We start from the raw sequence: 24997 nt of genomic DNA on the forward strand, positions 1-24997 counted from the left end.
CGCTCATGTAAAGCTCGCTGCAAGCCGGGCATTCTGGCTGGTTGGGTACCACACCCAAAGTCACGAAATGTTATTCGATGCCCACGCCCGCGCCTTCGCCGCGTTCGGCGGGGTGCCGCGTCGCGGCATTTACGACAACATGAAAACTGCGGTCGACAAAGTTGGCCCCGGCAAGGAGCGGGCTATCAACGCTCGCTTCCATGCAATCACTACCTGTTCGAGCCCGAATTCTGCAACCGGGCCGCTGGTTGGGAGAAAGGAGTCGTCGAGAAAAACGTTCAGGATCGGCGTCGCCAGATCTGGCATGAGGCGATCCGGATGCGTTGGGAGTCGCTCGATGTCCTTAATATATGGCTAGCGGAGCGCTGCCGTCAGGCATGGCACGAACTGAGGCATCCTCAGTGGCCTGAGTTGACCGTGGCAGAGCCGCTGCAAGACGAACAGCCGCGGTTGATGCAAAACCCGAAGTCCTTCGACGGCTACATCGAGCAGCCGGTGCGAGTGTCAGCAACTAGCCTGATCCACTTCCAACGCAATCGCTACAGCGTACCGACCGAGTACGCGAGGGGCAGGCACGCAGGGGGGAATGTCGTGACGCAGCTACTTTCCATCCCCCAGACTCCCCTCGGGCAATCTGCTTCCCGTGGGGCGCAAAAATGCACCACGATAGTGCAATTTGTCCCGGCCCGTGCTCTTTCCCGCCTATCATTTATTGCACAGGTTTCACTTATTGCATTTAAACCCACCATCAGCTAAGCTGGCTTACACGTAAGCCAGCTTAGCTGATGGCACAGTTTGTTTTTTTAGGGAAGAAATGACATGCGAACCGTAGATCGATTCCGCGAGGTGACGCCTCCACCGATGACGGAGCGTGAAGTAGAAATGGCGCGCGTAGCACAGCGATGCATCATGGAGGCGCTCGATCATTCTCGTGCAGCCGCAATCACGCTTACAACTGACAAGGGTGATCACCCGTCTGTTGACGTCCCGCCCGCAGCTTTGAAGTTGATTGGTCAGTTGCTAGGGGCAATGAGTGAGGGTCGGTCGATTCTCTTGAGTCCGGCAAACCGGGAGTTCACGACTGTTGAGGCAGCGCACTTCCTTAACGTGTCACGACCGTTCGTCATAAAGGAAATTGAAGCCGGAAGGTTAGGCCATCGGATGGTGGGAACACATCGTCGAATCGCATTCGATGACCTCCTTGCTTATCGGAAAGATATGCGAGGCAAGCAAATGGCTGCGTTGGAGCGCATGGCCGATAACGCTCGCGATTTGGGTCTCGATTACTGAGATGGCAGGCTATGCGCGCTACACGGCGCTATTGGACGCATGCGTCCTGTTTCCTCTAGTAACTACCGACGCTCTCTTGAGCCTCGCAACCGCTGGCTTTTTCGCGGCAAAGTGGACCCAGTTGATAGAGACTGAGTGGATTAGATCGTTAGAGGAACAACGGCCCGACCTTCAAGGGCGGCTACTCACCCGTCGGGATAGCATGCGCGAGGCGATTCCTGACTGGGAGGTATCCGAGGCGGCTTGGACGCCACTTATCGGGAGTTTTGCCCTGCCCGATCCTGACGATCGGCACGTTCTCGCTGCCGCCATTGCAGGTCATGCAGACTGCATCGTGACGTCAAACCGCCGCGATTTCCCGGATACAATCGCCTCCGAATATGGAATAGAAATTGTCGACCCCGATAGGTTCATCATTAACCAGTGGGACCTAGATTCACTCGGGGCCATGACCGCATTTAAGCAGATGCGGTCGCGTCGGCGGAAACCAGAATCGACCGTTGAAGACTTTGCCCAAGCCTTGGAGCGTAGCGGTCTCCCCTCGACAGCTCAGCGCATACGCGACGCGGCGGACTTGCTTTAACCGGCGTCCTAGCGTTGGCTAGAAGAGGGCCGTGCCGGCAAGTTTTGTAGAACAGCCGCCTTGTTGTAGAACAAAAAAAGCGGGCCCCATCTCTGGGACCCGCTTCAGCATTGGTGCCGGCTGCAGGACTCGAACCCGCCACCTGATGATTACAAATCAACTGCTCTACCAGATGAGCTAAGCCGGCGTAAACGCGAGATTCTACCTCATTTCACGATCTTGAGGCGAGGTCTGCTGCCGCCTTTCGAGCCATCCCCGTCGGTTTTCGGCGGTTCGTCGGCGCCTTCGGACGGTTCTTCGTTCGCACCTTGATCGGCAACCGGCGCCAGCACGACTGGCGACTCGTCGCGCCGCACCTCATCGGTCTGCTCGGCATCGTCCTCGAACGCGCCCGAATCCGCGCCCTCGCCCGCCACCGCATCGACCTGGAACGCCATCCCCTGGCCGTTCTCGCGCGCGTAGATCGCGAGCACGTTGGCCACCGGAATCTCGATCTTGTGCGCCTTCCCGGAGAACCGGGCGGTGAACTCGATCCACTCGTTACCCATCTGCAGCTGGCTCGTCGCCTCGAAGCTGATGTTGAGCACGATCTCGCCGTCACGCACGAACTGACGCGGCACGCGCGTCGAGTTGTCGACCCTCACCGCGATATGCGGCGTGTAACCGTTATCGGTGCACCACTCGTACAGCGCGCGCAGCAGATAAGGCTTCGTTGAAATCTCTTGCATCACAATCCTCGAACCCGGAGCGGGCACGCGGCACGCCGCGCCGCCCGCTCCGTCTTGCCCTCATTGCATCATCAGCGACGCATGACCTTTTCGGACGGCGTCAGTGCTTCGATATAGGCCGGACGGCTGAAGATCCGCTCGGCATACTTCATCAGCGGCGCGGCGTTCTTCGACAGTTCGATGCCGTAGTGATCCAGACGCCACAGCAGCGGCGCGATCGCGACGTCGAGCATCGAGAACTCCTCGCCGAGCATGTACTTGTTCTTCACGAAGATCGGCGCGAGCTGCGTCAGGCGATCGCGGATCGCGAGGCGTGCCTTCTCGTGGTTCTTCTCCGCTGCCTTGCCCTTCTCGTTCTCGAGCGTGCTGACGTGAACGAACAGCTCCTTCTCGAAGTTGAGCAGGAACAGGCGTGCACGGGCGCGCTGCACCGGGTCGGCCGGCATCAGCTGCGGGTGCGGGAAGCGCTCGTCGATGTATTCGTTGATGATGTTCGATTCGTACAGGATCAGGTCGCGCTCGACCAGAATCGGCACCTGACCGTACGGGTTCATCACCGAGATGTCTTCCGGCTTGTTGAACAGGTCGACGTCACGGATCTCGAAATCCATCCCCTTCTCGAACAGCACCAGCCGGCAACGCTGGGAGAACGGGCAAGTTGTGCCGGAATACAGAACCATCATATTTGCGTTTCCTCAAAAAAGCCGAGGGCCGGCACGCAGCGCAACCCCTTTCACGGGTTCCGCCTTGCGCCGGCCCCACGCCGGTCAGGCGTGTTTACTTGATATCTTTCCAGTACGCGGCATTGAGCCGCCAGGCCAGGAAAGTCAGGACACCGAGAAAGACCAGCACCCACACGCCGAGGCGTTTGCGGGTCTGCTGGGCCGGCTCGGACATCCATGTCATATAGGCCACCAGGTCGGCCACCGCAGCATCATAGTCCGGCGGCGACAACGTCCCCGGCGTGACCTGCTGGAAGCCGACGAGCGTGTGGACCTTCTCGCCCGTCTCCTCGTCCGTCTTGTCTTCGAATTTGGCAGTGCGCTGCCCCTGCAGTTGCCACAATACATGGGGCATGCCGACGTTCTCGAACACCGCGTTGTTCCAGCCGCTCGGCCGCGTATCGTCGCGGTAGAAACTCCGCAGATACGTGTACAGCCAGTCGCGACCGCGCGCCCGCTCCTCGACCGACAGGTCGGGCGGCGTCGTGCCGAGCCAGTTCTTCGCATCTTCGGGCCGCATCGCGACGGACATCGTGTTCCCGACCTTGTCGGTCGTGAACAGGAGATTCGTTTCGATCTCCTTCTGGGATATGCCCAGATCCGTCAGACGGTTGTAGCGCATCAGGTTCGCGCTGTGGCAGTTCAGGCAATAGTTTACAAACAATTGCGCGCCGTGCTGAAGCGAAACGAGATTTTCCGTGTTATCGGGCGCCCGGTCGAGCGGAAAATTACCCTCCGCGCGCACGGCCGGCGCCGCCAGCAGCGCGACGGCCGTCGCCCCGATCAGCGCGAGCGTCGAAAGCAGTTTCTTCATGTCGTTCTCTCCTCGCTCACGTTAATGGGGCTTGAAGCGCACCCGTTCCGGCGGCTGCTTGAACGTGCCAAGCGGCGTCCAGACGGGCATGCCGAGGAAGAACGCGAAGTAGATCAGCGCACAGCCCTGCGCGATCAGCGTCGAGACCGGCGACGGCGGCCGCGTGCCGAGGAACGCGAGGATCAGGAACGCCGCGACGAAGATCCCGAGGAACACCTTGTGGAACAGCGGCCGGTAGCGGATCGACTTGACCGGGCTGCGGTCGAGCCACGGCAGGAAGAACAGCGTGATCACCGCCGAGCCCATCACGACGACGCCCCAGAACTTCGATTCGGTCAGGAACATGAACACGACGATCGCCGCGGCCAGCACCGGCAGCCCGACCTTCCACTTGCCGCGCGCGCGGATCAGCGCGAGCACGCCGAGCAGCGCGATCACGATCATCAGCACGATCTTGAACGGATCGGTGGTCGCGCGCAGCATCGCGTAGAACGCGGTGAAGTACCACACCGGCGCGATTTCCGGCGGCGTCTGCAGCGGATTCGCCGGGACGAAGTTGTTCGACTCGAGGAAGTAGCCGCCCATCTCCGGCGAGAAGAACACGATCAGCGCGAACACCATCAGGAACACGCAGACGCCGAAGAAATCGTGCACCGAGTAGTACGGGTGGAACGGGATGCCGTCGAGCGGAATGCCGTCCGCGTCCTTCTTCGCCTTGATCTCGATGCCGTCGGGGTTGTTCGACCCCACTTCGTGCAGCGCGACGAGGTGCGCGATCACGAGGCCGACCAGCACGAGCGGAATCGCGATCACGTGGAACGCGAAGAAGCGGTTCAGCGTGACGTCGGACACCACGTAGTCGCCGCGGATCCACAACGACAGGTCCGGGCCGACGAACGGGATCGCCGAGAACAGGTTCACGATCACCTGCGCGCCCCAGAACGACATCTGGCCCCACGGCAGCAGGTAGCCGAAGAACGCCTCGGCCATCAGGCACAGGAATATCGCGCAGCCGAAGATCCACACGAGTTCGCGCGGCTTGCGGTACGACCCGTACATCAGCCCGCGGAACATGTGCAGGTACACGACGACGAAGAACATCGACGCACCGGTCGAGTGCATGTAGCGGATCAGCCAGCCCCACGGCACCTCGCGCATGATGTACTCGACCGATGCGAACGCGAGCGTCGAATCGGGCTTGTAGTTCATCGTCAGGAAGATGCCCGTGACGATCTGGTTGACGAGCACCAGCAGCGCGAGTGAGCCGAAGAAGTACCAGAAGTTGAAGTTCTTCGGCGCGTAGTACTCGGAAACGTGCTTCTTCCAGGTGGACGTGAGCGGGAAGCGCTGGTCGACCCAGCCGGTGAGACCTGTCGTGGAGACTTCCTTGTTGTCGGCCATCACGCTTCTCCTTTCTCGTCCTTGCCGATCACGAGGGTCGTCGCCGACGTGAACATGTAGGGCGGGATGTCGAGATTCTGGGGCGCCGGCTTGTTCTTGAACACGCGGCCGGCGAGGTCGTAGGTCGAACCGTGGCACGGGCACAGGAAGCCGCCCGGCCAGTCGTCCGGCAGGTTCGGCTGCGGACCCGGCGTGAAGCGTTGGCTAGGCGTGCAGCCGAGGTGCGTACACACGGCCATCACGACGAGAATGTTCTTGCGATCGGCCCGCGCGCGATATTCGTTCGCGCAATACGCGGGCAACGGCATCGAATACGGGGATTTCGAGGTCGGATCGGCCACTTCCTTGTCGGCCTTGACGACGTCGGCCAGCATCGAATCGGTGCGATTCAGGATCCAGACGGGTTTGCCGCGCCACGGCACCGTGACCATCTCGCCGGGCTTCAGGCTGCTGATGTCGACCTCGACCGGGGCTCCGGCCGCTTTCGCTTTCGCGGACGGCGCAAGCGACGCCGCGAAAGGTATGACGGTGGCTACGCCTCCCACGCCACCTGCTACGGATGTCGCAATCAGCCAGGTACGGCGGCCGCTGTCGACGCGTTTCTCTTCCTTGTCTCGCATCACACGCCCCACTTCTGAGTTGGATTTTCCGTCACGACTTTTCATTCCGCCGCTAGTTTGCGCGAATGGAGTCGCCATTTACAAGGCCCGGAGACGAAAATCCCTTCGAAGTAATTGATAGTTAAGGGTTTTCCCCCACTATCGGAGCGATTAAATCATTTCACTTTTAAGCATGCGCTACATTGCGGAATTTCGATGCACCGCCGCAAATCCGGGGTTCAGACCGGATTATGAATATCGATAAAAAGGTGTTCGAGATCGAATTCTTCGGACAAGTGGGCGCCGAGCGCCTGGATTCCGTAGCGTTCGGTCGCGTGGTGCCCTGCCGCAACGAACGCGACGCCGCTCTCGGCCGACGCGTGCGTGACGGATTCCGACACCTCGCCCGTCAGGAACACGTCGGCGCCCGCGTCGATCGCCGCGTCGAAATAGCTTTGCGCGGCGCCCGTACACCATGCGATGCGGCGCAACTGCATCTCCGGATCGCCGAGCACGAGCGGCGTGCGGCCGAGCGTGCGCTCGACCTTCGCGACGAAGTGCTCGAGCGAGACGGGCATCGGCAGCGTGGCCATCCAGCCGAGGTCGCCGTCGCCGAAACGCTGCTCGCCGAGCAGCCCGAGCTTCTCGCCGAGCTGCGCGTTGTTGCCGAACTCGGGGTGCGCGTCGAGCGGCAGGTGGAATGCGAACAGGTTCAGGTCGTTCGCGAGCAGCAGCTTCAGCCGCTGGTACTTGCGGCCGGTGATCTGCGGCGCCTCGTTGCGCCAGAAATAGCCGTGATGGACGAGCACCGCATCCGCGCCCCATTCGAGCGCGGCTTCGAGGAACGCGACCGACGCCGTCACGCCGGTAGCGATCTTCTCGATCTTGCGGCGCCCCTCGACCTGGAGGCCGTTCGGGCAATAGTCCTTGAAGCGCGCGATTTCAAGGGTATTGTTCAAGTACAATTCAAGTTCGATCCGATCCATATAAACCTCTAATCCTTTCAGATGCTTAGACGCTTCTGGCTGTTCTTCGCGCAGGCGGTGACCGTACTGCTCGCGCTGATGTTCATCGTCGTGACGCTCAAGCCGCAATGGCTGCAACGGCAAGGACAGCTCGGCAAGCAGCTCGCCACGCCGATCGTCGCGCTGCGCGAAGTCGCACCGGGCATCGGCGGCGCCCCCGCGACCACGTCGTACGCCGAGGCCGCGCAAAAGGCGATGCCCGCCGTCGTCAACGTCTTCTCCAGCAAGGACGGCTCGCTGCCGCCCGATCCGCGCGCGAAGGATCCGCTGTTCCGCTACTTCTTCGGCGACCGCAATGCGCGCAAGCAGCACGACGAGCCGGCCGCCAACCTGGGCTCGGGCGTTATCGTGAGCCCTGAAGGTTACATTCTAACGAACCAGCACGTCGTGGACGGCGCCGACCAGATCGAAGTCGCGCTCGCCGACGGCCGCACGGGCACCGCGAAGGTGATCGGCAGCGACCCGGAAACCGACCTCGCCGTGCTGAAGATCAACATGACGAACCTGCCGACGATCACGCTCGGCCGTTCCGACCAGTCGCGGGTCGGCGACGTCGTGCTCGCGATCGGCAACCCGTTCGGCGTCGGCCAGACGGTCACGATGGGGATCATCAGCGCGCTCGGCCGCAATCACCTCGGCATCAACACGTTCGAGAACTTCATCCAGACCGACGCGCCGATCAACCCGGGCAACTCGGGCGGCGCGCTGGTCGACGTCAACGGCAACCTGCTCGGCATCAACACGGCGATCTACTCGCGCTCGGGCGGCTCGCTCGGCATCGGCTTCGCGATCCCCGTGTCGACCGCGCGCACCGTGCTCGAAAGCATCATCACGACGGGCTCGGTCACGCGCGGCTGGATCGGCGTCGAGCCGCAGGACGTCACGCCGGAAATCGCCGAATCGTTCGGGCTCCAGCAGAAGTCGGGCGCGATCGTCGCGGGCGTGCTGCAGGGCGGGCCGGCCGACAAGGCCGGCATCAAGCCGGGCGACATCCTCGTGAGCGTGAACGGCGACGACATCACCGACACGACGAAGCTGCTGAACACCGTCGCGCAGATCAAGCCGGGCACGCCGACCAAAGTGCACGTCGTGCGCAAGGGCAAGGAGTTCGACGTGAAGGTCGTGATCGGCAAGCGCCCGCCGCCGCCGAAGCAGGCGCTCGACGAACAGGACAGCGACAGCGAATGACCTCCGGCGGGCGGCGTACCGGCGCCGCTTGCCGGCCAAGGACGGAAACAAAAAAGGGCAGCCTGATCGGCTGCCCTGTTGCTTTGGTCCGGCGGCGTTGCCCCGGCATGCCTTCTTCACGGCGAAGAAGCTGCGGGCGCCCTCGCGATCTGCGCCATCCGGTCGGCCCGCCCGGCTTCAACGCTGTCGAGGGGCCGCATCGACGACCGCGACCATGCCGGCCGCCGGCACCGGTCCCGCATCAACTCGCGGCGCCGTTCTCCGCCTCGGGTTCTTCCGTCGGCTTCGGTACGAAGAATCGCGCGGCCAGCAGCCCGATCTCGAACAGCACGACGAGCGGCAACGCGAGCATCAGCTGCGAGAACACGTCCGGCGGCGTGACGACCGCCGCGACGACGAACGCGCCGACGATCACGTACGGCCGCATCTCCTTCAGCTTCTTCAACGTCAGCACGCCCATCCGGACGAGCAGCACGACGACGATCGGCACCTCGAACGTGACGCCGAACGCGATGAACATCCCGAGCACGAAGCTCAGGTAGTTGTCGATATCGGTCGACATCTCCGCGCCGAGCGGCGCGTTGTAGTGCGCCATCACGCGGAAGATCGTCGGGAACACGAGGAAGTACGCGAACGCCATCCCGCACAGGAACAGGACATAGCTGCTGCCGACGAGCGGCGCGACGAGCTTCTTCTCGTGCTGGTACAGCCCCGGCGCGACGAACGCCCAGATCTGGTACAGCACGATCGGCAGCGCGATCACGAGCGCGACGAGCATCGTGACCTTCATCGGCACGAAGAACGAGCCGGTGACGTCGGTCACGATCATCCTGCCGCCCTTGGGCAGGTTTTCCATCAGCGGCCGCGCGAGCAGCCGGAAGATGTCGGGCGCCCAGTACACGAGCCCGAGGAACACGACGATCACGGCCAGCCCCGCGCGAATGATGCGGTCGCGAAGCTCGACGAGATGGGAAATGAAGGTTTCTTCCGGGGCGTCGCCCGGGTTCTGCTGGGGGTCGCTCACACCGGCCCTCGGTAGGATTGACGAGCGAGCATGCGCTCGGCTCAGAAGAAGCGCGTCGGCCGGCGCAGGCTGGCCGGCTGGTGGCGCGCGACACGCGCGGCGCCCGACTGCACGTGCGTGCGGCGGGTCGTCGCGCGCTTGTACCAGACAGGCGTCGCCGCCTGTTTCACACGCCAGTTGCGACGCTTTGGCGCAAGCGCGGCCGTGCTGCCGCGCCACGACGGCGCCGCGGGCGTGTCGGAGCCGTACGTGCCGGCATCGACCGAGCCTTCGTTAAGGCCGCCGACCGCGGAGTTCCACGTGTCGTTCAGTTCCTTCTCGTGCTCGCGCAGGTTGTCGTGAATCGTCGTCTCGACATTGCGCGCGGCCGTCTCGAAATCGGTCTTCATCGTCCGCAACGCGTCGAGTTCGATTTCGCGCGAGACCTCGGCCTTCACGTCGTTGATGTACCGCTGCGCGCGGCCGAACAGTGCGCCGGCCGTACGCGCGACGCGCGGCAGGCGCTCGGGGCCGAGCACCACGAGCGCGACGACGCCGATCAGCGCCATCTTCGAAAGACCGAGATCCAGCATCGCGAATGCCTGTCAGCGTGCCGGCGTTACGCCTTGTTCGAGTCGGAACGCGTCGTTTCCTTCGCGTTGACGTCGACCGAGCCGTTGCGCGGCAGCTGCTGCGCGTCCGCCGGCGTCTCGCCGTCCTTCATGCCGTCCTTGAAACCCTTCACGGCGCTGCCGAGGTCGTTGCCGATGTTGCGCAACTTCTTCGTACCGAAAACCAGCGCGACGATCAGCAGCACGATCAGCCAGTGCCAAATGCTCAATCCACCCATGATGAAACCTCTCCTCAACCACGCCGCGTCGCGGCGCAAATCGCCGGCGGCACGCCGGCTTCGACTATCGATGCGGGGAAACGCCCCGCGACGTCAACCCATCCGCAGCCACGGGCGCGGGCCGGCCAGAATGTGCGCGTGCAGGTGGTACACCTCCTGCCCGCCACCGGGGCCCGTGTTGATCACCGTGCGAAAACCGGTTTCGCCACCCGTGTACGCGACACCGAGCTGGTCGGCCAGACGCGCGACCAGCAGCATCAGCCGGCCGAGCATCGGCGCGTCGGCCTCGCTCGCCGCCGACAGCGTCGGCACGTGCCGGCGCGGAATCACGAGCACATGCGTCTCGGCCGCGGGGCGGATGTCGCGGAACGCGACGAATTCGTCGTCCTCGTGCACCTTCGTGCTCGGGATCTCGCCCGCCGCGATCTTGCAGAACAGGCAATTCGGATCGTGACTCATGTTGCTCCTGCGAAACGCCCGCGCGCCGGTCAGAACCAGGCCTGCGGATCGAGCGTCTTGTTGTCGTTCAGGTACAGCCAACCTTTGATGATACGGTACAGCGTCCAAATCCACGTGACAAACATGATGACGAATCCCACGCCCACGAACATCAGCGCGAAGCCGATCACGTAAGCGATCAGCGCGCGCCAGAACGTGCGGATCTGCCACTCGAAATGGTCGGCGTACGGCGTGCCGGCCACGTCGCCGCGCTTCACGTAGTTGATGATGATCGCGATGAGACCGGTGACGCCGCCCGTCAGCCAATGAATCGCGTAGAGGCCGTACAGCACGTGCGTCAACGTGCGCAAACCGTTCAGCCGCTCGGCGTCCGCTGCACCCGGCACCGACGGCGTCGGAAGCTGGCTCGGCGTATCGGTCATGATGCTACCCTCGTTGGATGACAATTCTTACAGCTTACCGCACTGTCGCCGGCGCGGCAGGCCGCGAGCCGTCAACCGCCGTTTTCCTCGCGCTCGCGGCGCTTGCGCAGCGCCTTTTCCTCGATGCCCGACAACCCTTCGCGGCGCTCGAGTTCGGCGATCACGTCGGCCGGGCTCAGGTCGAAATGCGACAGCATCACGAGGCAGTGGAACCACAAATCGGCTACCTCGCCGACCAGCGCCGTCGGCGCGCCGCCCTGGCGTACGTCCTTCGCGGCCAGCACGACTTCGGTCGCCTCTTCGCCGATCTTCTTCAGCACCGCGTCGTCGCCCTTGTGGAACAGGCGCGATACGTACGATTGTTCGGGGTCGCCGCCCTTGCGGCTGTCGATCACGGCAGCAAGGCGCAGCAGCGTGTCTTCGGTCGATTGCGTCATTTGTAGATGTGTTCGGGGTCTTTGAGCACCGGATCGACCGCGACCCAGTCGCCGCTGTCCACCGTACCTTCGAATTTCTGGAAGAAGCACGAATGCCGGCCGGTGTGGCAGGCAATGCCCGACACCTGCTCGACCTTCAGCAGCACGACGTCCTCGTCGCAGTCGAGCCGCACCTCGTGCACGTGCTGCACGTGGCCCGACTCCTCGCCCTTGAACCACAGGCGCTTGCGCGAGCGCGAATAGTAGACCGCGCGCTGCGTCTCGATCGTCTTCGCCAGCGCCTCGCGGTTCATCCACGCGAACATCAGCACGTCGTTCGTCGACGCTTCCTGCGCGATCACCGGCACGAGGCCGTTGTCGTCCCAGCGGACCTTGTCGAGCCACGCGGGCAGGGATTTCGTTTCCGTATTCATCACAGCCTCACCGCGATGCCCTGGTCGGCCATGAAGCGCTTCGCCTCGCCGACCGTGTGCTCGCCGTAGTGGAAGATGCTGGCGGCCAGCACCGCGTCGGCGCGGCCGTCCTTGATGCCGTCCGCGAGATCCTGCAGGCAGCCGACACCGCCCGATGCGATCACCGGCACCGGCACCGCGTCCGACACGCCGCGCGTGAGTGCGAGGTCGAAGCCCGACTTCGTGCCGTCGCGGTCCATGCTCGTGAGCAGGATCTCGCCCGCGCCGAGCTCGGCCATCTTGCGCGCCCATTCGATCGCATCCAGGCCCGTGCCCTTGCGGCCGCCGTGCGTGAAGACTTCCCAGCGCGGCGCCTCGCCGTCGGCCGACACGCGCTTCGCGTCGATCGCGACGACGATGCACTGCGAGCCGTATTTGTCGGCCGCGTCGCGCACGAGCTGCGGGTTCGCGACCGCCGACGAATTCATGCTGACCTTGTCCGCGCCGGCGTTCAACAGGCGCCGCACGTCCTCGACGGCGCGCACGCCGCCGCCGACGGTCAGCGGAATGAAGACCTGCGACGCGACGGCTTCGATGATCGGCAGGATCAGGTCGCGCTGGTCGGAAGTCGCGGTGATGTCGAGGAACGTCAGTTCGTCGGCGCCCTGGTCGTCGTAACGGCGGGCGATTTCGACGGGGTCGCCGGCATCGCGCAGCTCGACGAAGTTGACGCCCTTGACGACACGCCCGGCAGTCACGTCCAGGCAGGGGATGATGCGTTTAGCTAGAGCCATGATGTACGCCATAGGCCGCGGTGGAACGGCCGGTTGCGGAAGCCTCGCGCGAGGCTTCCGGTCGGGGCCGCCTGCGGGCAGCCCCGGCGAACGGGACACCGCGGTTACGCGTTGTCGAGTTCGCCGTTCAGTTCGTCCGCGCGCTTTTGCGCGGCCGCGAAATCGAGATCGCCGGAGTAGATCGCACGGCCGCAGATCACGCCTTCGACGCCGTGCTCTTCCACTTCGCACAGGCTCTCGATGTCCGTGAGGTTCGACAGGCCGCCGCTGGCGATCACCGGAATGCCGACCGCCTGCGCGAGCTTCACGGTCGCCTCGATGTTGATGCCCTGCAGCATCCCGTCGCGGCCGATGTCCGTATAGACGATCGATTCGACGCCGTAATCCTCGAACTTCTGCGCGAGATCGATCACCTCGTGGCCCGTCAGCTTGCTCCAGCCGTCGGTCGCGACCTTGCCGTCCTTCGCGTCCAGGCCGACGATGATGTTGCCCGCGAACGCGGTGCACGCGTCCTGCAGGAAGCCCGGATCCTTCACGGCCGCGGTGCCGATGATCACGTAGGACAGGCCCGCGTCGAGATACTTCTCGATCGTCTCGAGGCTGCGGATGCCGCCGCCGAGCTGAACGGGGATTTCGTCGCCGACTTCGTCGAGGATCGCTTCGATCGCCTCGAGATTCTTCGGCTTGCCGGCGAATGCGCCGTTCAGGTCGACCAGATGCAGCCGCCGGGCGCCGAGATCGACCCACTTGCGGGCCATCGCCGCCGGGTCCTCGGAGAAAATCGTGGCCTGGTCCATATCGCCCTGTTTGAGGCGCACACACTGACCGTCTTTGAGATCGATGGCCGGAATCAGCAACATAGCAATCGGGTGTCGTCGTGGAAAATGAAAAGAATCCGGCGCGCACCGGCCAAACCGGTGCCGCGCCGTCTCGCTAGTTTAGTACAACTCTTTCGGTGCTTAAGCGTGCGAGCCCCGCACGACAGGCGTTTGCGCCCTGTCAACTGTGGCTCGCGCACCACGTTCACGGCTTCCAGTGTACGAAGTTGCGATACAGACGCAACCCAACTTCCGCGCTTTTCTCGGGGTGGAATTGGGTCGCGAAGAGATTGTCCCGCGCGACCGCTGACGTAAACGGCGCGCCGTAGGCCGTTTCGCCGACCGTGTGCGCCGGGTTGTCCGGGCTCACGTAATAGCTGTGAACGAAGTAGAAATACGCGTCGTCGGGCACGCCGTCCCACAGCGGGTGCGGCTGCGACTGGCGCACGCGGTTCCAGCCCATTTGCGGCACCTTGAAGCGCGAGCCGTCGTCCTGCAGCCGGCCGTCGAGCTCGAAACGCACGACCTTGCCGGGCAGCAGGCCCAGGCCCTTCGTGTCGCCTTCCGCGCTCCAGTCGAACAGCATCTGCTCGCCGACGCACACGCCGAGCAGCGGCTTCGTGCGCGACGCCTCGATCACCGCTTCCTGCAGCCCCGATTCGCCGAGGCAGCGCATGCAGTCGGGCATCGCGCCCTGGCCGGGCAGCACGACGCGGTCGGCCGCGCGAATCGCGGCCGGCGTGTCGACGATCGCCACGTCGGCGGCCGGTTCGGCCTTCTTGAGCGCCTGCGCGACCGAGCGCAGGTTGCCCATCCCATAATCCACAATCGCAATCGAAGTTTTCATCTCAGTGCAGGCAGTAGCGCCCTCAGTCCATTGACGATGAATTCCACCGCCAGCGCCGACAGCATCAAACCCATCAGCCGCGTGGCGATGTTGATGCCGGTGCGGCCGATCCAGTTCGCGATCGGCTCGGCAAGCCGCATCGCGAAGAAACACAGCAGAGCCAGCGCCGCGCCGATCGCGACGAGCCCGGCTCGCTCATACCAGTGATGCGAGTTCGCCGCATAGATGATCACCGTGCTGATCGAGCCGGGGCCCGTCAGCAGCGGAATCGCCAGCGGCACGACCGCGATGTTGTCCTTCTGCTCGGCTTCGTGGCGCTCCTCCGGCGTCGAGCGGGTGTTGCCGGCCTGAGCGTTCAGCATGCTGATCGCCATCAGCAGCATGATGATCCCGCCGCCCACCTCCAGCGAGCCGACCGATATGCCGAAGAAGTCGATGATCTGCTGCCCGAGCAGCGTCGTCACCGTCATCACGCAGAACACCGACACCGACGCGATCCGGATCGTGCGGCGCCGCTCGTCGTCCGTCTGCTGCGCCGTCAGGCTCAGGAAGAACGGCACCGCGCCGACCGGATTGATCAGCGCGAGCAGAGAAATGAACGATTTGAGCAGATCCATCGCAAGCCGGCGCGCCGCGCCGAAGCCGTGAGGTTGTCCGTGGCGTCCTGTCCGTTCGAAAGTTAGAGGCTGCCCTTCGTCGACGGAATCTGCCCCGCCGCGCGCTCGTCGAGCTCCACCGCCGCACGCAGCGCCCGGCCGAAGGCCTTGAACACCGTTTCGAGCTGGTGGTGCGCGTTGATCCCGCGCAGGTTGTCGATGTGCAGCGTGACGCCCGCGTGGTTCACGAACCCGCGGAAGAATTCGATCGACAGGTCGACGTCGAACGTGCCGATCCGCGCGCGCGTGAACGGCACGTGGAATTCGAGACCCGGCCGGCCCGAGAAGTCGATCACGACGCGCGACAGCGCCTCGTCGAGCGGCACGTACGAATGGCCGTAGCGGCGGATGCCCTTCTTGTCGCCGATCGCCTTCGCGACGGCCTGACCGAGCGTGATGCCGACGTCCTCGACCGTATGGTGGTCGTCGATATGCGTATCGCCATGCGCTTCGACCTCGAGATCGATCAGACCATGTCGCGCGATCTGATCGAGCATATGGTCGAGAAACGGCACGCCGGTGGCCAGCTTCTGCCGGCCCGTACCGTCGAGATCGAGCTTCACACGGATCTGCGTTTCGCTGGTATTGCGAACGACTTCCGCCACACGCATGGCAATTCCTTGATTGAGTCTGATGTAAATGGGGATTGATCGTCGCGCGCCGCCGCGCCCTGGGGTCAACCGGGCAGCGCGAGTTTCAAGGCAGCGAGCAGGCGCGCGTTTTCGTCGGGAGAACCGACGGTCAGCCGCACGCATTCGGCCAGCAACGGATGCATTTTACTCACGTTTTTGACCAGCACCCGCTCGGTGAGCAACGCATCGAACACGGCCGCCGCGTCCGGCACGCGCACCAGCAGGAAATTGCCGGCGCTCGGGAACACCGTCGCGCCCGGCAGCGCGGCCACGGCCTGCGCGAGGCGCGTGCGTTCCGCACGCAATTCGGCCGCCTGCGCGTCGAGCACGTCGAGGTGGTCGAGCAGGAAATCGGCGGTCGCCTGGGTCAGCACGTTGATGTTGTACGGCGGGCGCACCTTGTCGAACTCGGTCAGCCACGTCGGCAGCCCGGCGAGATAGCCGAGGCGGATTCCCGCGAGGCCGAGCTTCGACACCGTGCGCATCACGACGACGTTGTCGAACTCGGCGGCGCGCGGCAGCCACGAGCGCTCCGCGAACGGCTGGTACGCCTCGTCGATCACGATCAGGCTGTGCCGCGCGGCCGCGATGATCCGCTCGACGTCGGCTTCGTCGTACAGCGTGCCGGTCGGGTTGTTCGGGTACGCGAGATAGACGATCGCGGGCCGGTGCTCGGCGATCGCCGCGATCATCGCGTCGGCGTCGAGCGTCAGGTCGGCCTTGAGCGGCACGCCGACGAATTCGAGCTGCGCGAACTTCGCGGACAGCTCGTACATCACGAAGCCCGGCACCGGCGCGAGCACCTTCGCGCCCGGCTTCGCGCAGGCCACCGACATCATGCTGATGATTTCGTCCGAACCGTTGCCGAGCAGCACGTCGCACGCGGCCGGCACGCCCATCGTGCGGCGCAGCTTGTCGAGCAACGCGCCCGGGCGCGGCGCCGGGTAGCGGTTCAGCGCGACCTGCGCGAGGCGCTCGCCGAGCGCCGCCGCGAGCGGCGCCGGCAGCGAATACGGATTCTCCATCGCATCCAGCTTCACGAACCCGCTCGCGTCGGGCACCGGGTAGCTCGTCATTGCGAGCACGTCGCGGCGGATGATGTCTTGTGGCGTCGTCATGGTCTCAAGCCGGCGTGCGTCGCGCCGGCGTCAAATTGGTCGGCAGGGCGGCGGCTGCCGCCCTGCGCTTGGTCTCCTCGTCGTCCGGCGTCGATGCGTCGGCATCGGCTCCGGCGCGCGGGTCACCCCTTCATCCGGAGCTCGGCGCTGCGCGCGTGCGCCTGCAGCCCTTCGCCGTATGCGAGTTCGGAAGCAATCTCGCCCAGCGTCTGCGCACCTTCGGCGCTGACTTCGATCAGGCTCGAGCGCTTGATGAAGTCGTACACGCCGAGCGGCGACGAGAAGCGCGCGGTGCGCGAGGTCGGCAGCACGTGGTTTGGGCCGGCGCAGTAGTCGCCGAGGCTTTCGCTCGTGTAGCGGCCGAGGAAGATCGCGCCGGCGTGGCGGATCTGCTGGCCCCATTGCTGCGGCTCCAGCGCGGAAATCTCGAGGTGCTCCGGCGCGATGTCGTTCGCGATCCGGCACGCTTCGGCCATGTCGCGCACCTTGATCAGCGCGCCGCGGCCTTCGAGCGACGCGCGGATCACGTCCTGGCGCGGCATCGTCGGCAGCAGCTCGTCGATCGCCTTCTCGACGCGCTCGAGGAACGCGGCGTCCGGGCACAGCAGGATCGACTGCGCGAGTTCGTCGTGTTCGGCCTGCGAGAACAGGTCCATCGCGACCCAGCTCGGATCGGTCGTGCCGTCGCACAGCACGAGGATTTCCGACGGGCCGGCGATCATGTCGATGCCGACCGTGCCGAACACGCGGCGCTTGGCCGACGCGACGTACGCATTGCCCGGCCCGCAGATCTTGTCGACCGCCGGCACCGTGGCCGTGCCGTACGCGAGCGCGCCGACCGCCTGCGCGCCGCCGATCGTGAACACGCGATCGACGCCGCCGAGCAGCGCCGCGGCGAGCACGAGGTCGTTCTTCACGCCGTCCGGGGTCGGCACGACCATCACGATCTCGCCGACGCCCGCGACCCGCGCGGGAATCGCGTTCATCAGCACCGACGACGGATAGGCGGCCTTGCCGCCCGGCACGTACAGGCCGACGCGGTCGAGCGGCGTGACCTTCTGGCCGAGCACCGTGCCGTCGCTTTCCGTGTACTGCCAGCTATGGGTGCCGCACTCGATCTTCTGTTTCTCGTGGTACGCCCGCACGCGGGCGGCGGCGGCTTCCAGCGCCGCGCGCGCCTTCGGCGCGAGGCCGTCGAGCGCCGTCTGCAGCGCGTCCTGCGGCAGCTCGAGCGCGGCGACGCTGCTGGCGTCCAGCCGGTCGAAGCGGTTCGTGTACTCGAGCACCGCGGCGTCGCCGCGCGACTTCACGTCGGCGAGAATCTGCGCGACCGACTGCTCGATCGCTTCGTCCTCGCTCGCCTCGAACGCGAGCACCGCACGCAGCGCGGCGTCGAAGCCGTCGCTGGTCGAATCGAGTTTGCGGATGGTGATGGCCATGGAAGTTCCGTTACGGTGATGCGCTCAATTGCCATTCTGCGACGCGCGTTCGAACGCGTCGAGAATCGGCTTGAGCGCCGCGCGCTTCAACTTCAGCGCAGCCTGGTTCACGACGAGGCGCGACGAGATCGCCATGATCTCCTCGACCTCGACCAGATTGTTCGCCTTCAGCGTGCCGCCCGAGCTGACGAGGTCGACGATCGCGTCGGCCAGCCCGACCAGCGGCGCCAGCTCCATCGAGCCGTACAGCTTGATCAGGTCGACGTGCACGCCCTTCGCGGCGAAGTGTTCGCGTGCCGTTTCGACGTACTTGGTCGCGACCCGCAGGCGCGCGCCCTGGCGCACCGCGTTCGCGTAGTCGAAACCGGCCGGCACGGCCACCGACATCCGGCAGCGTGCAATGTTCAGATCGATCGGCTGGTAGAGGCCCGAGCCGCCGTGCTCGACCAGCACGTCCTTGCCGGCCACGCCGAAGTCGGCCGCGCCGTATTCGACATAGGTCGGCACGTCGCTCGCGCGCACGATGATCACGCGCAGGTTCGGATCGGTCGTCGGCAGGATCAGCTTGCGCGACGTTTCCGGATCCTCGGCCACCTGCACGCCGGCGGCCGCCAGCAGCGGCAGGGTTTCCTCGAAAATCCGGCCCTTCGACAGGGCGAGGGTCAGCGGCGCGGTCATGCTTGGCTCCCGGAGAGGCGGCGCACGTTCGCGCCGACGGCGGTCAGTTTGGTTTCCATGCGGTCGTAGCCGCGGTCCAGGTGATAGATGCGGTCGACGAGCGTTTCGCCTTCGGCGCGCAGCCCGGCGATCACGAGGCTCGCCGACGCGCGCAGGTCGGTCGCCATCACGTTCGCGCCGGACAGCTTGTCGACGCCCGTCACGAGCGCCGTGTTGCCGTCGATCGTGATGTTCGCGCCGAGCCGGTTCAGCTCCTGCACGTGCATGAAGCGGTTCTCGAAGATGGTCTCGACGACCTGCGCGGTGCCCGTCGCGACCGAATTGAGGGCCATGAACTGCGCCTGCATGTCGGTCGGGAACGCCGGGTATTCCGACGTGCGGATCGTCACCGCCTGCGGGCGGCGGTCCATCTTCACGCGCAGCCAGCTGTCGCCTTCCTCGATCGACACGCCGGCCTCGCGCAGCTTGTCGATCACCGCGTCGAGGATGTGCGGGCGCACGCCCGTCAGCATCACGTCGCCGCCCGCCGCCGCGACCGCGCACAGGAACGTGCCGGCCTCGATGCGGTCGGGAATCACCGAATGGCGTGCACCATGCAGCCGCTCGACGCCCTGGATCACGAGGCGGTCGGTGCCGATGCCGTCGATTTTCGCGCCCATCGCGACCAGCAAGTGTGCGAGATCGCTCACTTCCGGCTCGCGCGCCGCGTTCTCGATCACCGTCTCGCCGTCGGCCAGCGTCGCGGCCATCAGCAGGTTTTCCGTCCCCGTCACCGTGATCATGTCGGTCACGATGCGCGCGCCCTTCAGGCGCTTCGCGCGTGCCTCGATGAAGCCGTGCTCGATGCTGATCTCGGCGCCCATCGCCTGCAGGCCCTTGATGTGCTGGTCGACCGGCCGCGCGCCGATCGCGCAGCCGCCCGGCAGCGACACCTTGGCCTCGCCGAAGCGCGCGAGCAGCGGCCCGAGCACGAGGATCGACGCGCGCATCGTCTTGACGAGCTCGTACGGCGCGACGAGGTTGTCGACGCGCGATGCGTCGAGCTGCACGCGGCAGCCGTCCGTTGCGCTCTTCACGCCCATCTGGTTCAGCACCTTCAGCGTGGTGCGCACGTCCTTCAGGTTCGGCACGTTGTCGAGTTCGACCGGCTCGGCGCTGAGCAGCCCCGCGCACAGGATCGGCAGCGCGGCGTTCTTCGCGCCCGACACGACGATCTCGCCCGACAGCCGACGACCGCCTTCGATCACCAGCTTGTCCATCCCATGTCCCTGCGATTCCCCGTTGGCGGCCGGGTGTGCCGTGGCGACGCTCTGGACGGCGTCGCGCTCGTTGACGGTGACTTGCACTCAGTGGTTCCGGTTTATGCGTTCTGCCATTCGGCGGGCGTCAGCGTCTTCATGCTGAGCGCGTGGATTTCCTGCTTCATGCGATCGCCGAGCGCCGCATAGACGAGCTGGTGCCGCTGGATCGGCCGCTTGCCTTCGAAGGCCGCCGACACGATCGTCGCGAAGAAATGCTGGCCGTCGCCTTCGACTTCCAGATGAGTGCAGGCGAGACCGCCGGCGATGTATTGCTTGACCTGTTCGGGAGTCGGCAACATGAGGGGCTCCTGTCGGCGCGCGCCGCCCGTGGCGGCCGCCGCCGTCGATATCAATGACGCAGTTTGTAGCCGGTCGCGAGCAGCCGCATCGCGAACATCGCGAGCAGCACGAAGAAACCGGTGACGATCGCGAGGCTCGCGAGCGGGTTGATGTCGGACGCGCCGAAGAACCCGAAACGGAAGCCGTCGATCATGTAGAAAAACGGGTTGAGACGCGAGATCTCGCGCCACACGGGCGGCAGCGAGTGCGTCGAATAGAACACGCCGGACAGGAACGTCAGCGGCATGATCAGGAAGTTCTGGAACGCGGCGAGCTGGTCGAACTTCTCGGCCCAGATCCCGGCGATCAGCCCGAGCGTGCCGAGGATCGCCGAGCCGAGCAGCGCGAACGCGATGATGAACAACGGCGCCGCGAAATGCATCGGGACAAACCAGATCGTCACGACGAACACGCCCGCGCCGACCGCGAGCCCGCGCACGACGGACGCGAGCACGTACGCGCCGAACATGTCCCGGTAGGACAGCGGCGGCAGCAGCACGAACACGAGGTTGCCGGTGATCTTCGACTGGATCAGCGACGACGAGCTGTTCGCGAATGCGTTCTGCAGCACGCTCATCATCACGAGGCCGGGGACCAGGAAGCTCACGTACTCGACGCCCGGATACACCTCGACACGGCCCGACAGCGCATGGCCGAAGATCGTCAGGTACAGCAGCGCCGTCACGATCGGCGCGCAAACCGTCTGGAACGATACCTTCCAGAAACGCAGGAGTTCCTTGTAGAACAGCGTTTGAAAACCGCTCATGCCAATCCCTCGACGACTTCTGCCCCGTTCATCACCTGGACGAACACATCCTCGAGGTCGGCCTTGCGGACCTCGATCTCGTCGAACGTGCAGCCCGCCGCGCGACACTGCGCGAGAATCCGCTCGACATCGTCGTAGCTCGCGAGACGCAGCAGATGCTCGCCCGGCGCGCGTGCGGCCGGATCGGTCTCCAGCCCGCGCAGCTCGGCGGGCAGCGCGCCCGTTGCCAGCCGCAGGTACAGCTGCAAGCCCGCGAAGCGGCGCAGCAGCGCGTCGGTGCGGTCGAGCGCGACGACTTCCCCGCGACGCAGCATCGCGATGCGGTCGCACAGCGACTCGGCTTCCTCGAGGTAATGCGTGGTCAGGACGATCGTGTGGCCCTCGCGGTTCAGCCGCGAGATGAATTTCCACAGCGTCTGGCGCAGCTCGACGTCGACGCCGGCCGTCGGCTCGTCGAGCACGATCACGGGCGGCCGGTGCACGAGCGCCTGCGCGACCAGCACGCGGCGCTTCATGCCGCCCGACAGCGCGCGCATGTTCGCGTCGGCCTTCTCGGTGAGGTCGAGATTGGCCATCACTTCGTCGATCCAGTCGTCGTTGCGGCGCAGCCCGAAATAGCCGGACTGGATCCGCAGCGTCTCGCGGACGGTGAAGAACGGGTCGAACACGAGTTCCTGCGGCACGACGCCGAGCGCGCGGCGCGCACCGCGGAAGTCCTTGACGACGTCGTGGCCGCGCACCGAGATACTGCCTTCATCGGCCCGGGCGAGCCCGGCGAGGATACTGATGAGCGTGGTCTTGCCTGCGCCGTTCGGGCCGAGCAGACCGAAAAACTCGCCCTCCTCGACCGACAGGCTGACGCCCTTGAGCGCCTGAAGCGATTTGTAGCGCTTCTTGACGTGACGGATTTCTATGGCTGACATGACTGTGCGCGGCGCAGGGGCCGCGACGCCTATTCTGTGCTTGCTGCGAAAGAAAATGGGGGCCGGACGCCGATTGGCTGCCCCGCAAAACGCTTGATTATAGGGCAAACCGGCTGGCGGAGCCGGCGCCTAAGGCGCGCGGCCTGAAGCGTGCGCGCGCCGGCTGGCGCGGCAGGCTTCGGTCGGACAGGGTCAATGTCGCCCGGTGCCGTCGATGAGCGCGTCGACGCCGTAGGCGCGCGCGAGGCTGGCGAGCTTCGAGGGGAGATTGAGGATGTCGAGGGTCGCGCCGCGCGCTTTGGCGGCACGTTGCCATGCGAGCAGCACGGCGAGCGCGGACGAGTCGAACTGCGTCAGCGCCGCGCAATCGACGGCGGTTTCGCCCGCGTCGATGCGCGCGAGACCGTCCGCGAGCGCGGACTTCGCGCTCGCGACGGTCAGCGAGGAGCCGGCCGCGAAGCCGCTCACGACGCCTGCTTGCCGGCGGCAAGTTCCTGGTTGCGCTGCGTCAGGAACTTGATCAGGCCGTCCACGCCGCTTTGCTGGATCTTCTCGTTGAACTGCTGCTGGTACGTCTGGATCAGCCATGCGCCCAGCACGTTCAGGTCATACACCTTCCAGCCGTTGGCCGTCTTGTACAGGCGGTAGTCGATCTGGACCGGCTGGCCGTTGTTCATCGCGACCGTCTTCACGACGACGTCGGTGTCGGCCGGATCGGCACGGAACGGCGGGTACTGGATCTGCTGGTCCGGCTTCAGTTGCGCAAGCGCGCCCGAATACGTGCGGATCAGCAGCAGCTTGAACTGCTCCTGAACCTGTTGCTGCTGCTCGGCCGACGCCGTGCGCCAGTTGCGGCCCATCGCGAGCTGCGTGGTGCGGCGGAAATCGGTGTACGGCAGGATGTCCTTGTTGACGATCGTAATGATGCGATTGGTGTCGCCCTGCTTGATCGTCTGCTGCTTGACCTCGTCGAGCACCTGCTGCGTCGCCGTCTTGATCAGCGCCTGCGGGTTCGACTGGTCGACTTGCGCGTGGGCTGCGCTGCCGAACGAGAACAGCGCCGCGAAAACGGGAATCAGGAACAGTTTTTTCATCATGGAGACCTGCATGAAGAGTCGATGCGAAGGTTGGAGCCGGTAGCTTACGCGAAGGTTCGCGTGCGCTACCGACTGAATCGTTTCCGGCTGTAACGAATGTAAGCGCGTCAGTGCAGCCGGATGCTCGGGAAGCGGAATCCGCCCGGCGACGGCGGCGCCACCTGCATCGGCGGCACGGTCGTCGCGCTCGCCGGGTTCGGCGCCTGGGCGGCGCCCGACGCCGGTGCGGCAACGGCCGCGCCCGATGCGCCGGCCGGCGCCGTCGCGCCGCCGACTGCCGCGGCGCCCGCCGTCCCGGCCGCACCGGCCGCCGCCGGTGCGGCGCCGTCGTCCGGCAGGTCGTACTTCGGCAGCGCATCGTTGCTCGAGGTCGTCGAGGCCTCGCCGCGCGCGTTGTCGATCAGCATCTGGCGGCGTTGCAGGTACGCGTTGCGCACGAACGAATACTTGTCGAGCGCCGCGGCATCCAGCACGTCGCCCGCGCCGAGCAGGTTCGCACGCGTGTTGACGAGGTTCACGCCGAACAGGCCCCAGCTCAGGCCGTCCGGCTTCACGTAGGTGAGCGGGTTGCCGACGTAGTCGACGCCGAGGCCGGCCGTGTCGCGCAGCGTGCTCGGGCCGAGCAGCGGCAGCACGAGATACGGACCCGACGGCATGCCGTAGCGGCCCATCGTGATCCCGAAGTCGGCCGTGTGCTTCGGCAGTTTCGCGATCGTCGCGACGTCGAACAGGCCACCGACGCCGAACACCGTGTTGATCACGACGCGCATGATGTCGCCGACGCCGTCCGCGATCCGCAGTTGCACGATGTTGTTCGCCGCGATGTAGACGTCGCCGATGTTCGAGAAGAAGTTCGTCACGCTGTCGCGCACCGGCTGCGGCACCACGTACTGGTAGCCCTTCGCGACCGGTTTCAGCGCGTACGTGTCGACCGTGTCGTTGAACTTGTACATCGACCGGTTGAAGCCTTCGAGCGGATCGCCCTTGGTCGGCGTCTGCACGGTCGCGCAACCGCTTAACGCGGCGACTGCCGCCACCGCGAGCGCGGCGTGCCTGATGCGGATCGTCTGCATGGTCATTACCCTCTTGTCTTTCTCTCGTGTGGTTTATTGGGCGGCCGAACCGGACACCGCGGAGGCCGGCACCGCGACCGGTGCGGGCGCCGCCGGTGCAGCCGCGGCGCCGGATGCCGGCTTCGCGCCACCCGCGTCGGCTGCCTTGCTGTACAGGAACTGGCCGATCAGGTTCTCGAGCACGATCGCCGACTGCGTCATCGTGATCGTATCGCCCGCCTTCAGCATTTCGGTGTCGCCGCCCGGATCGAGGCCGATGTACTGCTCGCCGAGGAGGCCCGACGTCAGGATCTTCGCCGACGAATCCTTCGGGAACGGATACTGGCCGTCGATATCGATCGTCACCAGCGCCTGGTAGGTGTTGGGATCAAAGCCGATCGCCTTCACGCGGCCGACCACGACACCCGCGCTTTTCACGGCCGCGCGCGGCTTCAGCCCGCCGATGTTGTCGAATTTCATCCGCACCGAGTAGGTCGGCTGAAACGACAGCGAGCTCATGTTGCCGACCTTGAGCGCCAGGAACAGCACCGCAAGGAAGCCCACCACCACGAACAGGCCGACCCAGAAGTCGAGAGCAGTCTTTTTCATCGTCATCCCAAAATT

Annotated in this window: 32 protein-coding genes, 1 tRNA gene and 1 pseudogene; 4 read left to right on the forward strand and 30 right to left on the reverse strand. The window is 65.1% G+C overall.

Features of this window, described 5'->3' with window-relative positions:
• The 3 genes and pseudogenes from istA to NQV17_RS32515 all read left to right on the forward strand — a co-directional run.
• Window positions 1-564: pseudogene (istA, locus tag NQV17_RS32505) on the forward strand (IS21 family transposase); the annotation flags it as partial.
• 255 nt (window positions 565-819) lie between these two features.
• The gene (locus NQV17_RS32510; RefSeq protein WP_209821255.1) at window positions 820-1290 is read left to right on the forward strand and encodes an excisionase family DNA-binding protein; all 471 of its coding nucleotides are present in this window, start codon (window positions 820-822) and stop codon (window positions 1288-1290) included.
• A 1-nt stretch (window position 1291) separates the two neighbouring features.
• Window positions 1292-1873 (forward strand): PIN domain-containing protein, encoded by a 582-nt coding sequence (locus NQV17_RS32515; RefSeq protein ID WP_257775417.1) that lies wholly within the window; start codon window positions 1292-1294, stop codon window positions 1871-1873.
• Window positions 1874-1984: 111 nt separating this feature from the next.
• Here NQV17_RS32515 and NQV17_RS32520 read toward each other — a convergent pair.
• The 7 genes from NQV17_RS32520 to NQV17_RS32550 form a co-directional block, all read right to left on the reverse strand.
• Window positions 1985-2060 (reverse strand) — tRNA-Thr (locus NQV17_RS32520).
• A 19-nt stretch (window positions 2061-2079) separates the two neighbouring features.
• Window positions 2080-2601 (reverse strand): ClpXP protease specificity-enhancing factor, encoded by a 522-nt coding sequence (locus tag NQV17_RS32525; protein ID WP_257775418.1) that lies wholly within the window; start codon window positions 2599-2601, stop codon window positions 2080-2082.
• 71 nt (window positions 2602-2672) lie between these two features.
• A complete protein-coding gene (locus NQV17_RS32530) occupies window positions 2673-3284 on the reverse strand; it encodes a glutathione S-transferase N-terminal domain-containing protein (RefSeq protein WP_006400565.1) in 612 nt (203 codons plus the stop codon).
• Window positions 3285-3378: 94 nt separating this feature from the next.
• On the reverse strand, window positions 3379-4137 hold the full coding sequence (locus tag NQV17_RS32535; RefSeq protein ID WP_257775419.1) for a cytochrome c1: 759 nt from the start codon (window positions 4135-4137) through the stop codon (window positions 3379-3381).
• 21 nt (window positions 4138-4158) lie between these two features.
• On the reverse strand, window positions 4159-5541 hold the full coding sequence (locus NQV17_RS32540) for a cytochrome bc complex cytochrome b subunit (RefSeq protein ID WP_124487862.1): 1383 nt from the start codon (window positions 5539-5541) through the stop codon (window positions 4159-4161).
• Entirely contained in the window at window positions 5538-6158 is a 621-nt protein-coding gene (gene petA, locus NQV17_RS32545; protein WP_124453489.1) for a ubiquinol-cytochrome c reductase iron-sulfur subunit, read from the reverse strand. The genes NQV17_RS32540 and petA overlap by 4 nt, the downstream gene beginning before the upstream one ends.
• A gap of 218 nt (window positions 6159-6376) precedes the next feature.
• Window positions 6377-7123, reverse strand: a complete 747-nt coding sequence (locus NQV17_RS32550; protein WP_044845946.1) for a Nif3-like dinuclear metal center hexameric protein — start codon at window positions 7121-7123, stop codon at window positions 6377-6379.
• 21 nt (window positions 7124-7144) lie between these two features.
• On the opposite strand from NQV17_RS32550, the gene NQV17_RS32555 reads away from it, so the two are divergent.
• Window positions 7145-8350 (forward strand): Do family serine endopeptidase, encoded by a 1206-nt coding sequence (locus NQV17_RS32555; RefSeq protein WP_044845947.1) that lies wholly within the window; start codon window positions 7145-7147, stop codon window positions 8348-8350.
• 241 nt (window positions 8351-8591) lie between these two features.
• Here NQV17_RS32555 and tatC read toward each other — a convergent pair whose 3' ends face one another.
• The 23 genes from tatC to mlaD form a co-directional block, all read right to left on the reverse strand.
• Window positions 8592-9374 (reverse strand): twin-arginine translocase subunit TatC, encoded by a 783-nt coding sequence (tatC, locus tag NQV17_RS32560; RefSeq protein ID WP_044845948.1) that lies wholly within the window; start codon window positions 9372-9374, stop codon window positions 8592-8594.
• A 41-nt stretch (window positions 9375-9415) separates the two neighbouring features.
• The gene (tatB, locus tag NQV17_RS32565; RefSeq protein ID WP_044845949.1) at window positions 9416-9946 is read right to left on the reverse strand and encodes a Sec-independent protein translocase protein TatB; all 531 of its coding nucleotides are present in this window, start codon (window positions 9944-9946) and stop codon (window positions 9416-9418) included.
• 26 nt (window positions 9947-9972) lie between these two features.
• Entirely contained in the window at window positions 9973-10203 is a 231-nt protein-coding gene (tatA, locus tag NQV17_RS32570) for a Sec-independent protein translocase subunit TatA (protein WP_044845950.1), read from the reverse strand.
• Between the two features lie 93 nt (window positions 10204-10296).
• A complete protein-coding gene (locus NQV17_RS32575; protein WP_044845951.1) occupies window positions 10297-10662 on the reverse strand; it encodes a histidine triad nucleotide-binding protein in 366 nt (121 codons plus the stop codon).
• A gap of 29 nt (window positions 10663-10691) precedes the next feature.
• The gene (locus NQV17_RS32580; RefSeq protein ID WP_124487859.1) at window positions 10692-11084 is read right to left on the reverse strand and encodes a hypothetical protein; all 393 of its coding nucleotides are present in this window, start codon (window positions 11082-11084) and stop codon (window positions 10692-10694) included.
• 71 nt (window positions 11085-11155) lie between these two features.
• The gene (locus NQV17_RS32585) at window positions 11156-11521 is read right to left on the reverse strand and encodes a phosphoribosyl-ATP diphosphatase (protein WP_044845953.1); all 366 of its coding nucleotides are present in this window, start codon (window positions 11519-11521) and stop codon (window positions 11156-11158) included.
• On the reverse strand, window positions 11518-11934 hold the full coding sequence (gene hisI / locus NQV17_RS32590) for a phosphoribosyl-AMP cyclohydrolase (protein WP_044845954.1): 417 nt from the start codon (window positions 11932-11934) through the stop codon (window positions 11518-11520). The genes NQV17_RS32585 and hisI overlap by 4 nt, the downstream gene beginning before the upstream one ends.
• Window positions 11934-12707, reverse strand: coding sequence for an imidazole glycerol phosphate synthase subunit HisF (gene hisF / locus NQV17_RS32595; RefSeq protein ID WP_257775420.1), 774 nt, complete (start codon window positions 12705-12707; stop codon window positions 11934-11936). Before hisF ends, hisI begins: the two co-directional genes overlap by 1 nt.
• Window positions 12708-12811: 104 nt before the next feature.
• Window positions 12812-13567: a 1-(5-phosphoribosyl)-5-[(5-phosphoribosylamino)methylideneamino]imidazole-4-carboxamide isomerase gene (gene hisA, locus NQV17_RS32600; protein WP_257775421.1), complete on the reverse strand. Its 756-nt coding sequence runs from the start codon at window positions 13565-13567 to the stop codon at window positions 12812-12814.
• A 163-nt stretch (window positions 13568-13730) separates the two neighbouring features.
• A complete protein-coding gene (gene hisH / locus NQV17_RS32605) occupies window positions 13731-14372 on the reverse strand; it encodes an imidazole glycerol phosphate synthase subunit HisH (protein ID WP_044845955.1) in 642 nt (213 codons plus the stop codon).
• On the reverse strand, window positions 14369-14989 hold the full coding sequence (locus NQV17_RS32610; protein WP_044845956.1) for a YchE family NAAT transporter: 621 nt from the start codon (window positions 14987-14989) through the stop codon (window positions 14369-14371). The genes hisH and NQV17_RS32610 overlap by 4 nt, the downstream gene beginning before the upstream one ends.
• Window positions 14990-15051: 62 nt before the next feature.
• A complete protein-coding gene (hisB, locus tag NQV17_RS32615; RefSeq protein WP_006751804.1) occupies window positions 15052-15639 on the reverse strand; it encodes an imidazoleglycerol-phosphate dehydratase HisB in 588 nt (195 codons plus the stop codon).
• Window positions 15640-15704: 65 nt separating this feature from the next.
• Window positions 15705-16778, reverse strand: a complete 1074-nt coding sequence (hisC, locus tag NQV17_RS32620) for a histidinol-phosphate transaminase (RefSeq protein WP_257775422.1) — start codon at window positions 16776-16778, stop codon at window positions 15705-15707.
• A gap of 122 nt (window positions 16779-16900) precedes the next feature.
• A complete protein-coding gene (hisD, locus tag NQV17_RS32625) occupies window positions 16901-18217 on the reverse strand; it encodes a histidinol dehydrogenase (protein WP_044845958.1) in 1317 nt (438 codons plus the stop codon).
• A 24-nt stretch (window positions 18218-18241) separates the two neighbouring features.
• Window positions 18242-18895, reverse strand: coding sequence for an ATP phosphoribosyltransferase (gene hisG, locus NQV17_RS32630; RefSeq protein ID WP_006751807.1), 654 nt, complete (start codon window positions 18893-18895; stop codon window positions 18242-18244).
• A complete protein-coding gene (gene murA / locus NQV17_RS32635; RefSeq protein WP_044845959.1) occupies window positions 18892-20241 on the reverse strand; it encodes a UDP-N-acetylglucosamine 1-carboxyvinyltransferase in 1350 nt (449 codons plus the stop codon). Before murA ends, hisG begins: the two co-directional genes overlap by 4 nt.
• Window positions 20242-20255: 14 nt before the next feature.
• Complete coding sequence (locus NQV17_RS32640) at window positions 20256-20495, reverse strand: BolA family protein (protein ID WP_006477131.1); 240 nt, start codon at window positions 20493-20495, stop codon at window positions 20256-20258.
• 50 nt (window positions 20496-20545) lie between these two features.
• Entirely contained in the window at window positions 20546-21301 is a 756-nt protein-coding gene (locus NQV17_RS32645) for an ABC transporter permease (protein WP_257775423.1), read from the reverse strand.
• Window positions 21298-22224 (reverse strand): ABC transporter ATP-binding protein, encoded by a 927-nt coding sequence (locus NQV17_RS32650; RefSeq protein ID WP_044845961.1) that lies wholly within the window; start codon window positions 22222-22224, stop codon window positions 21298-21300. Before NQV17_RS32650 ends, NQV17_RS32645 begins: the two co-directional genes overlap by 4 nt.
• Before the next feature lie 192 nt (window positions 22225-22416).
• Window positions 22417-22692 carry a lipid asymmetry maintenance protein MlaB gene (locus tag NQV17_RS32655; RefSeq protein ID WP_044845962.1) on the reverse strand — a complete coding sequence of 92 codons (276 nt, stop codon included), beginning with the start codon at window positions 22690-22692 and terminating at the stop codon, window positions 22417-22419.
• Entirely contained in the window at window positions 22689-23318 is a 630-nt protein-coding gene (locus NQV17_RS32660) for a phospholipid-binding protein MlaC (RefSeq protein WP_044846000.1), read from the reverse strand. The genes NQV17_RS32655 and NQV17_RS32660 overlap by 4 nt, the downstream gene beginning before the upstream one ends.
• 110 nt (window positions 23319-23428) lie before the next feature.
• A complete protein-coding gene (locus NQV17_RS32665; RefSeq protein ID WP_044845963.1) occupies window positions 23429-24394 on the reverse strand; it encodes a VacJ family lipoprotein in 966 nt (321 codons plus the stop codon).
• 33 nt (window positions 24395-24427) lie between these two features.
• Window positions 24428-24988 carry an outer membrane lipid asymmetry maintenance protein MlaD gene (mlaD, locus tag NQV17_RS32670; protein WP_257775424.1) on the reverse strand — a complete coding sequence of 187 codons (561 nt, stop codon included), beginning with the start codon at window positions 24986-24988 and terminating at the stop codon, window positions 24428-24430.
• Window positions 24989-24997 lie beyond the last annotated feature (9 nt).

Source organism: Burkholderia sp. SCN-KJ (genome assembly GCF_024656005.1).
Classification (GTDB): domain Bacteria; phylum Pseudomonadota; class Gammaproteobacteria; order Burkholderiales; family Burkholderiaceae; genus Burkholderia.

Bases quoted from the DNA above. Each gene is read 5' to 3' on its own strand.
- NQV17_RS32510 (WP_209821255.1), top strand. From the start codon at position 820: ATGCGAACCGTAGATCGATTCCGCGAGGTGACGCCTCCACCGATGACG.
- NQV17_RS32515 (WP_257775417.1), top strand. From the start codon at position 1,292: ATGGCAGGCTATGCGCGCTACACGGCGCTATTGGACGCATGCGTCCTG.
- NQV17_RS32525 (WP_257775418.1), bottom strand. From the start codon at position 2,601: ATGCAAGAGATTTCAACGAAGCCTTATCTGCTGCGCGCGCTGTACGAG.
- NQV17_RS32530 (WP_006400565.1), bottom strand. From the start codon at position 3,284: ATGATGGTTCTGTATTCCGGCACAACTTGCCCGTTCTCCCAGCGTTGC.
- NQV17_RS32535 (WP_257775419.1), bottom strand. From the start codon at position 4,137: ATGAAGAAACTGCTTTCGACGCTCGCGCTGATCGGGGCGACGGCCGTC.
- petA (WP_124453489.1), bottom strand. From the start codon at position 6,158: ATGCGAGACAAGGAAGAGAAACGCGTCGACAGCGGCCGCCGTACCTGG.
- NQV17_RS32550 (WP_044845946.1), bottom strand. From the start codon at position 7,123: ATGGATCGGATCGAACTTGAATTGTACTTGAACAATACCCTTGAAATC.
- NQV17_RS32555 (WP_044845947.1), top strand. From the start codon at position 7,145: ATGCTTAGACGCTTCTGGCTGTTCTTCGCGCAGGCGGTGACCGTACTG.
- tatB (WP_044845949.1), bottom strand. From the start codon at position 9,946: ATGCTGGATCTCGGTCTTTCGAAGATGGCGCTGATCGGCGTCGTCGCG.
- tatA (WP_044845950.1), bottom strand. From the start codon at position 10,203: ATGGGTGGATTGAGCATTTGGCACTGGCTGATCGTGCTGCTGATCGTC.
- NQV17_RS32575 (WP_044845951.1), bottom strand. From the start codon at position 10,662: ATGAGTCACGATCCGAATTGCCTGTTCTGCAAGATCGCGGCGGGCGAG.
- NQV17_RS32580 (WP_124487859.1), bottom strand. From the start codon at position 11,084: ATGACCGATACGCCGAGCCAGCTTCCGACGCCGTCGGTGCCGGGTGCA.
- NQV17_RS32585 (WP_044845953.1), bottom strand. From the start codon at position 11,521: ATGACGCAATCGACCGAAGACACGCTGCTGCGCCTTGCTGCCGTGATC.
- hisI (WP_044845954.1), bottom strand. From the start codon at position 11,934: ATGAATACGGAAACGAAATCCCTGCCCGCGTGGCTCGACAAGGTCCGC.
- hisF (WP_257775420.1), bottom strand. From the start codon at position 12,707: ATGGCTCTAGCTAAACGCATCATCCCCTGCCTGGACGTGACTGCCGGG.
- hisA (WP_257775421.1), bottom strand. From the start codon at position 13,567: ATGTTGCTGATTCCGGCCATCGATCTCAAAGACGGTCAGTGTGTGCGC.
- hisH (WP_044845955.1), bottom strand. From the start codon at position 14,372: ATGAAAACTTCGATTGCGATTGTGGATTATGGGATGGGCAACCTGCGC.
- NQV17_RS32610 (WP_044845956.1), bottom strand. From the start codon at position 14,989: ATGGATCTGCTCAAATCGTTCATTTCTCTGCTCGCGCTGATCAATCCG.
- hisB (WP_006751804.1), bottom strand. From the start codon at position 15,639: ATGCGTGTGGCGGAAGTCGTTCGCAATACCAGCGAAACGCAGATCCGT.
- hisC (WP_257775422.1), bottom strand. From the start codon at position 16,778: ATGACGACGCCACAAGACATCATCCGCCGCGACGTGCTCGCAATGACG.
- hisD (WP_044845958.1), bottom strand. From the start codon at position 18,217: ATGGCCATCACCATCCGCAAACTCGATTCGACCAGCGACGGCTTCGAC.
- hisG (WP_006751807.1), bottom strand. From the start codon at position 18,895: ATGACCGCGCCGCTGACCCTCGCCCTGTCGAAGGGCCGGATTTTCGAG.
- NQV17_RS32640 (WP_006477131.1), bottom strand. From the start codon at position 20,495: ATGTTGCCGACTCCCGAACAGGTCAAGCAATACATCGCCGGCGGTCTC.
- NQV17_RS32645 (WP_257775423.1), bottom strand. From the start codon at position 21,301: ATGAGCGGTTTTCAAACGCTGTTCTACAAGGAACTCCTGCGTTTCTGG.
- NQV17_RS32650 (WP_044845961.1), bottom strand. From the start codon at position 22,224: ATGTCAGCCATAGAAATCCGTCACGTCAAGAAGCGCTACAAATCGCTT.
- NQV17_RS32660 (WP_044846000.1), bottom strand. From the start codon at position 23,318: ATGAAAAAACTGTTCCTGATTCCCGTTTTCGCGGCGCTGTTCTCGTTC.
- NQV17_RS32665 (WP_044845963.1), bottom strand. From the start codon at position 24,394: ATGCAGACGATCCGCATCAGGCACGCCGCGCTCGCGGTGGCGGCAGTC.
- mlaD (WP_257775424.1), bottom strand. From the start codon at position 24,988: ATGACGATGAAAAAGACTGCTCTCGACTTCTGGGTCGGCCTGTTCGTG.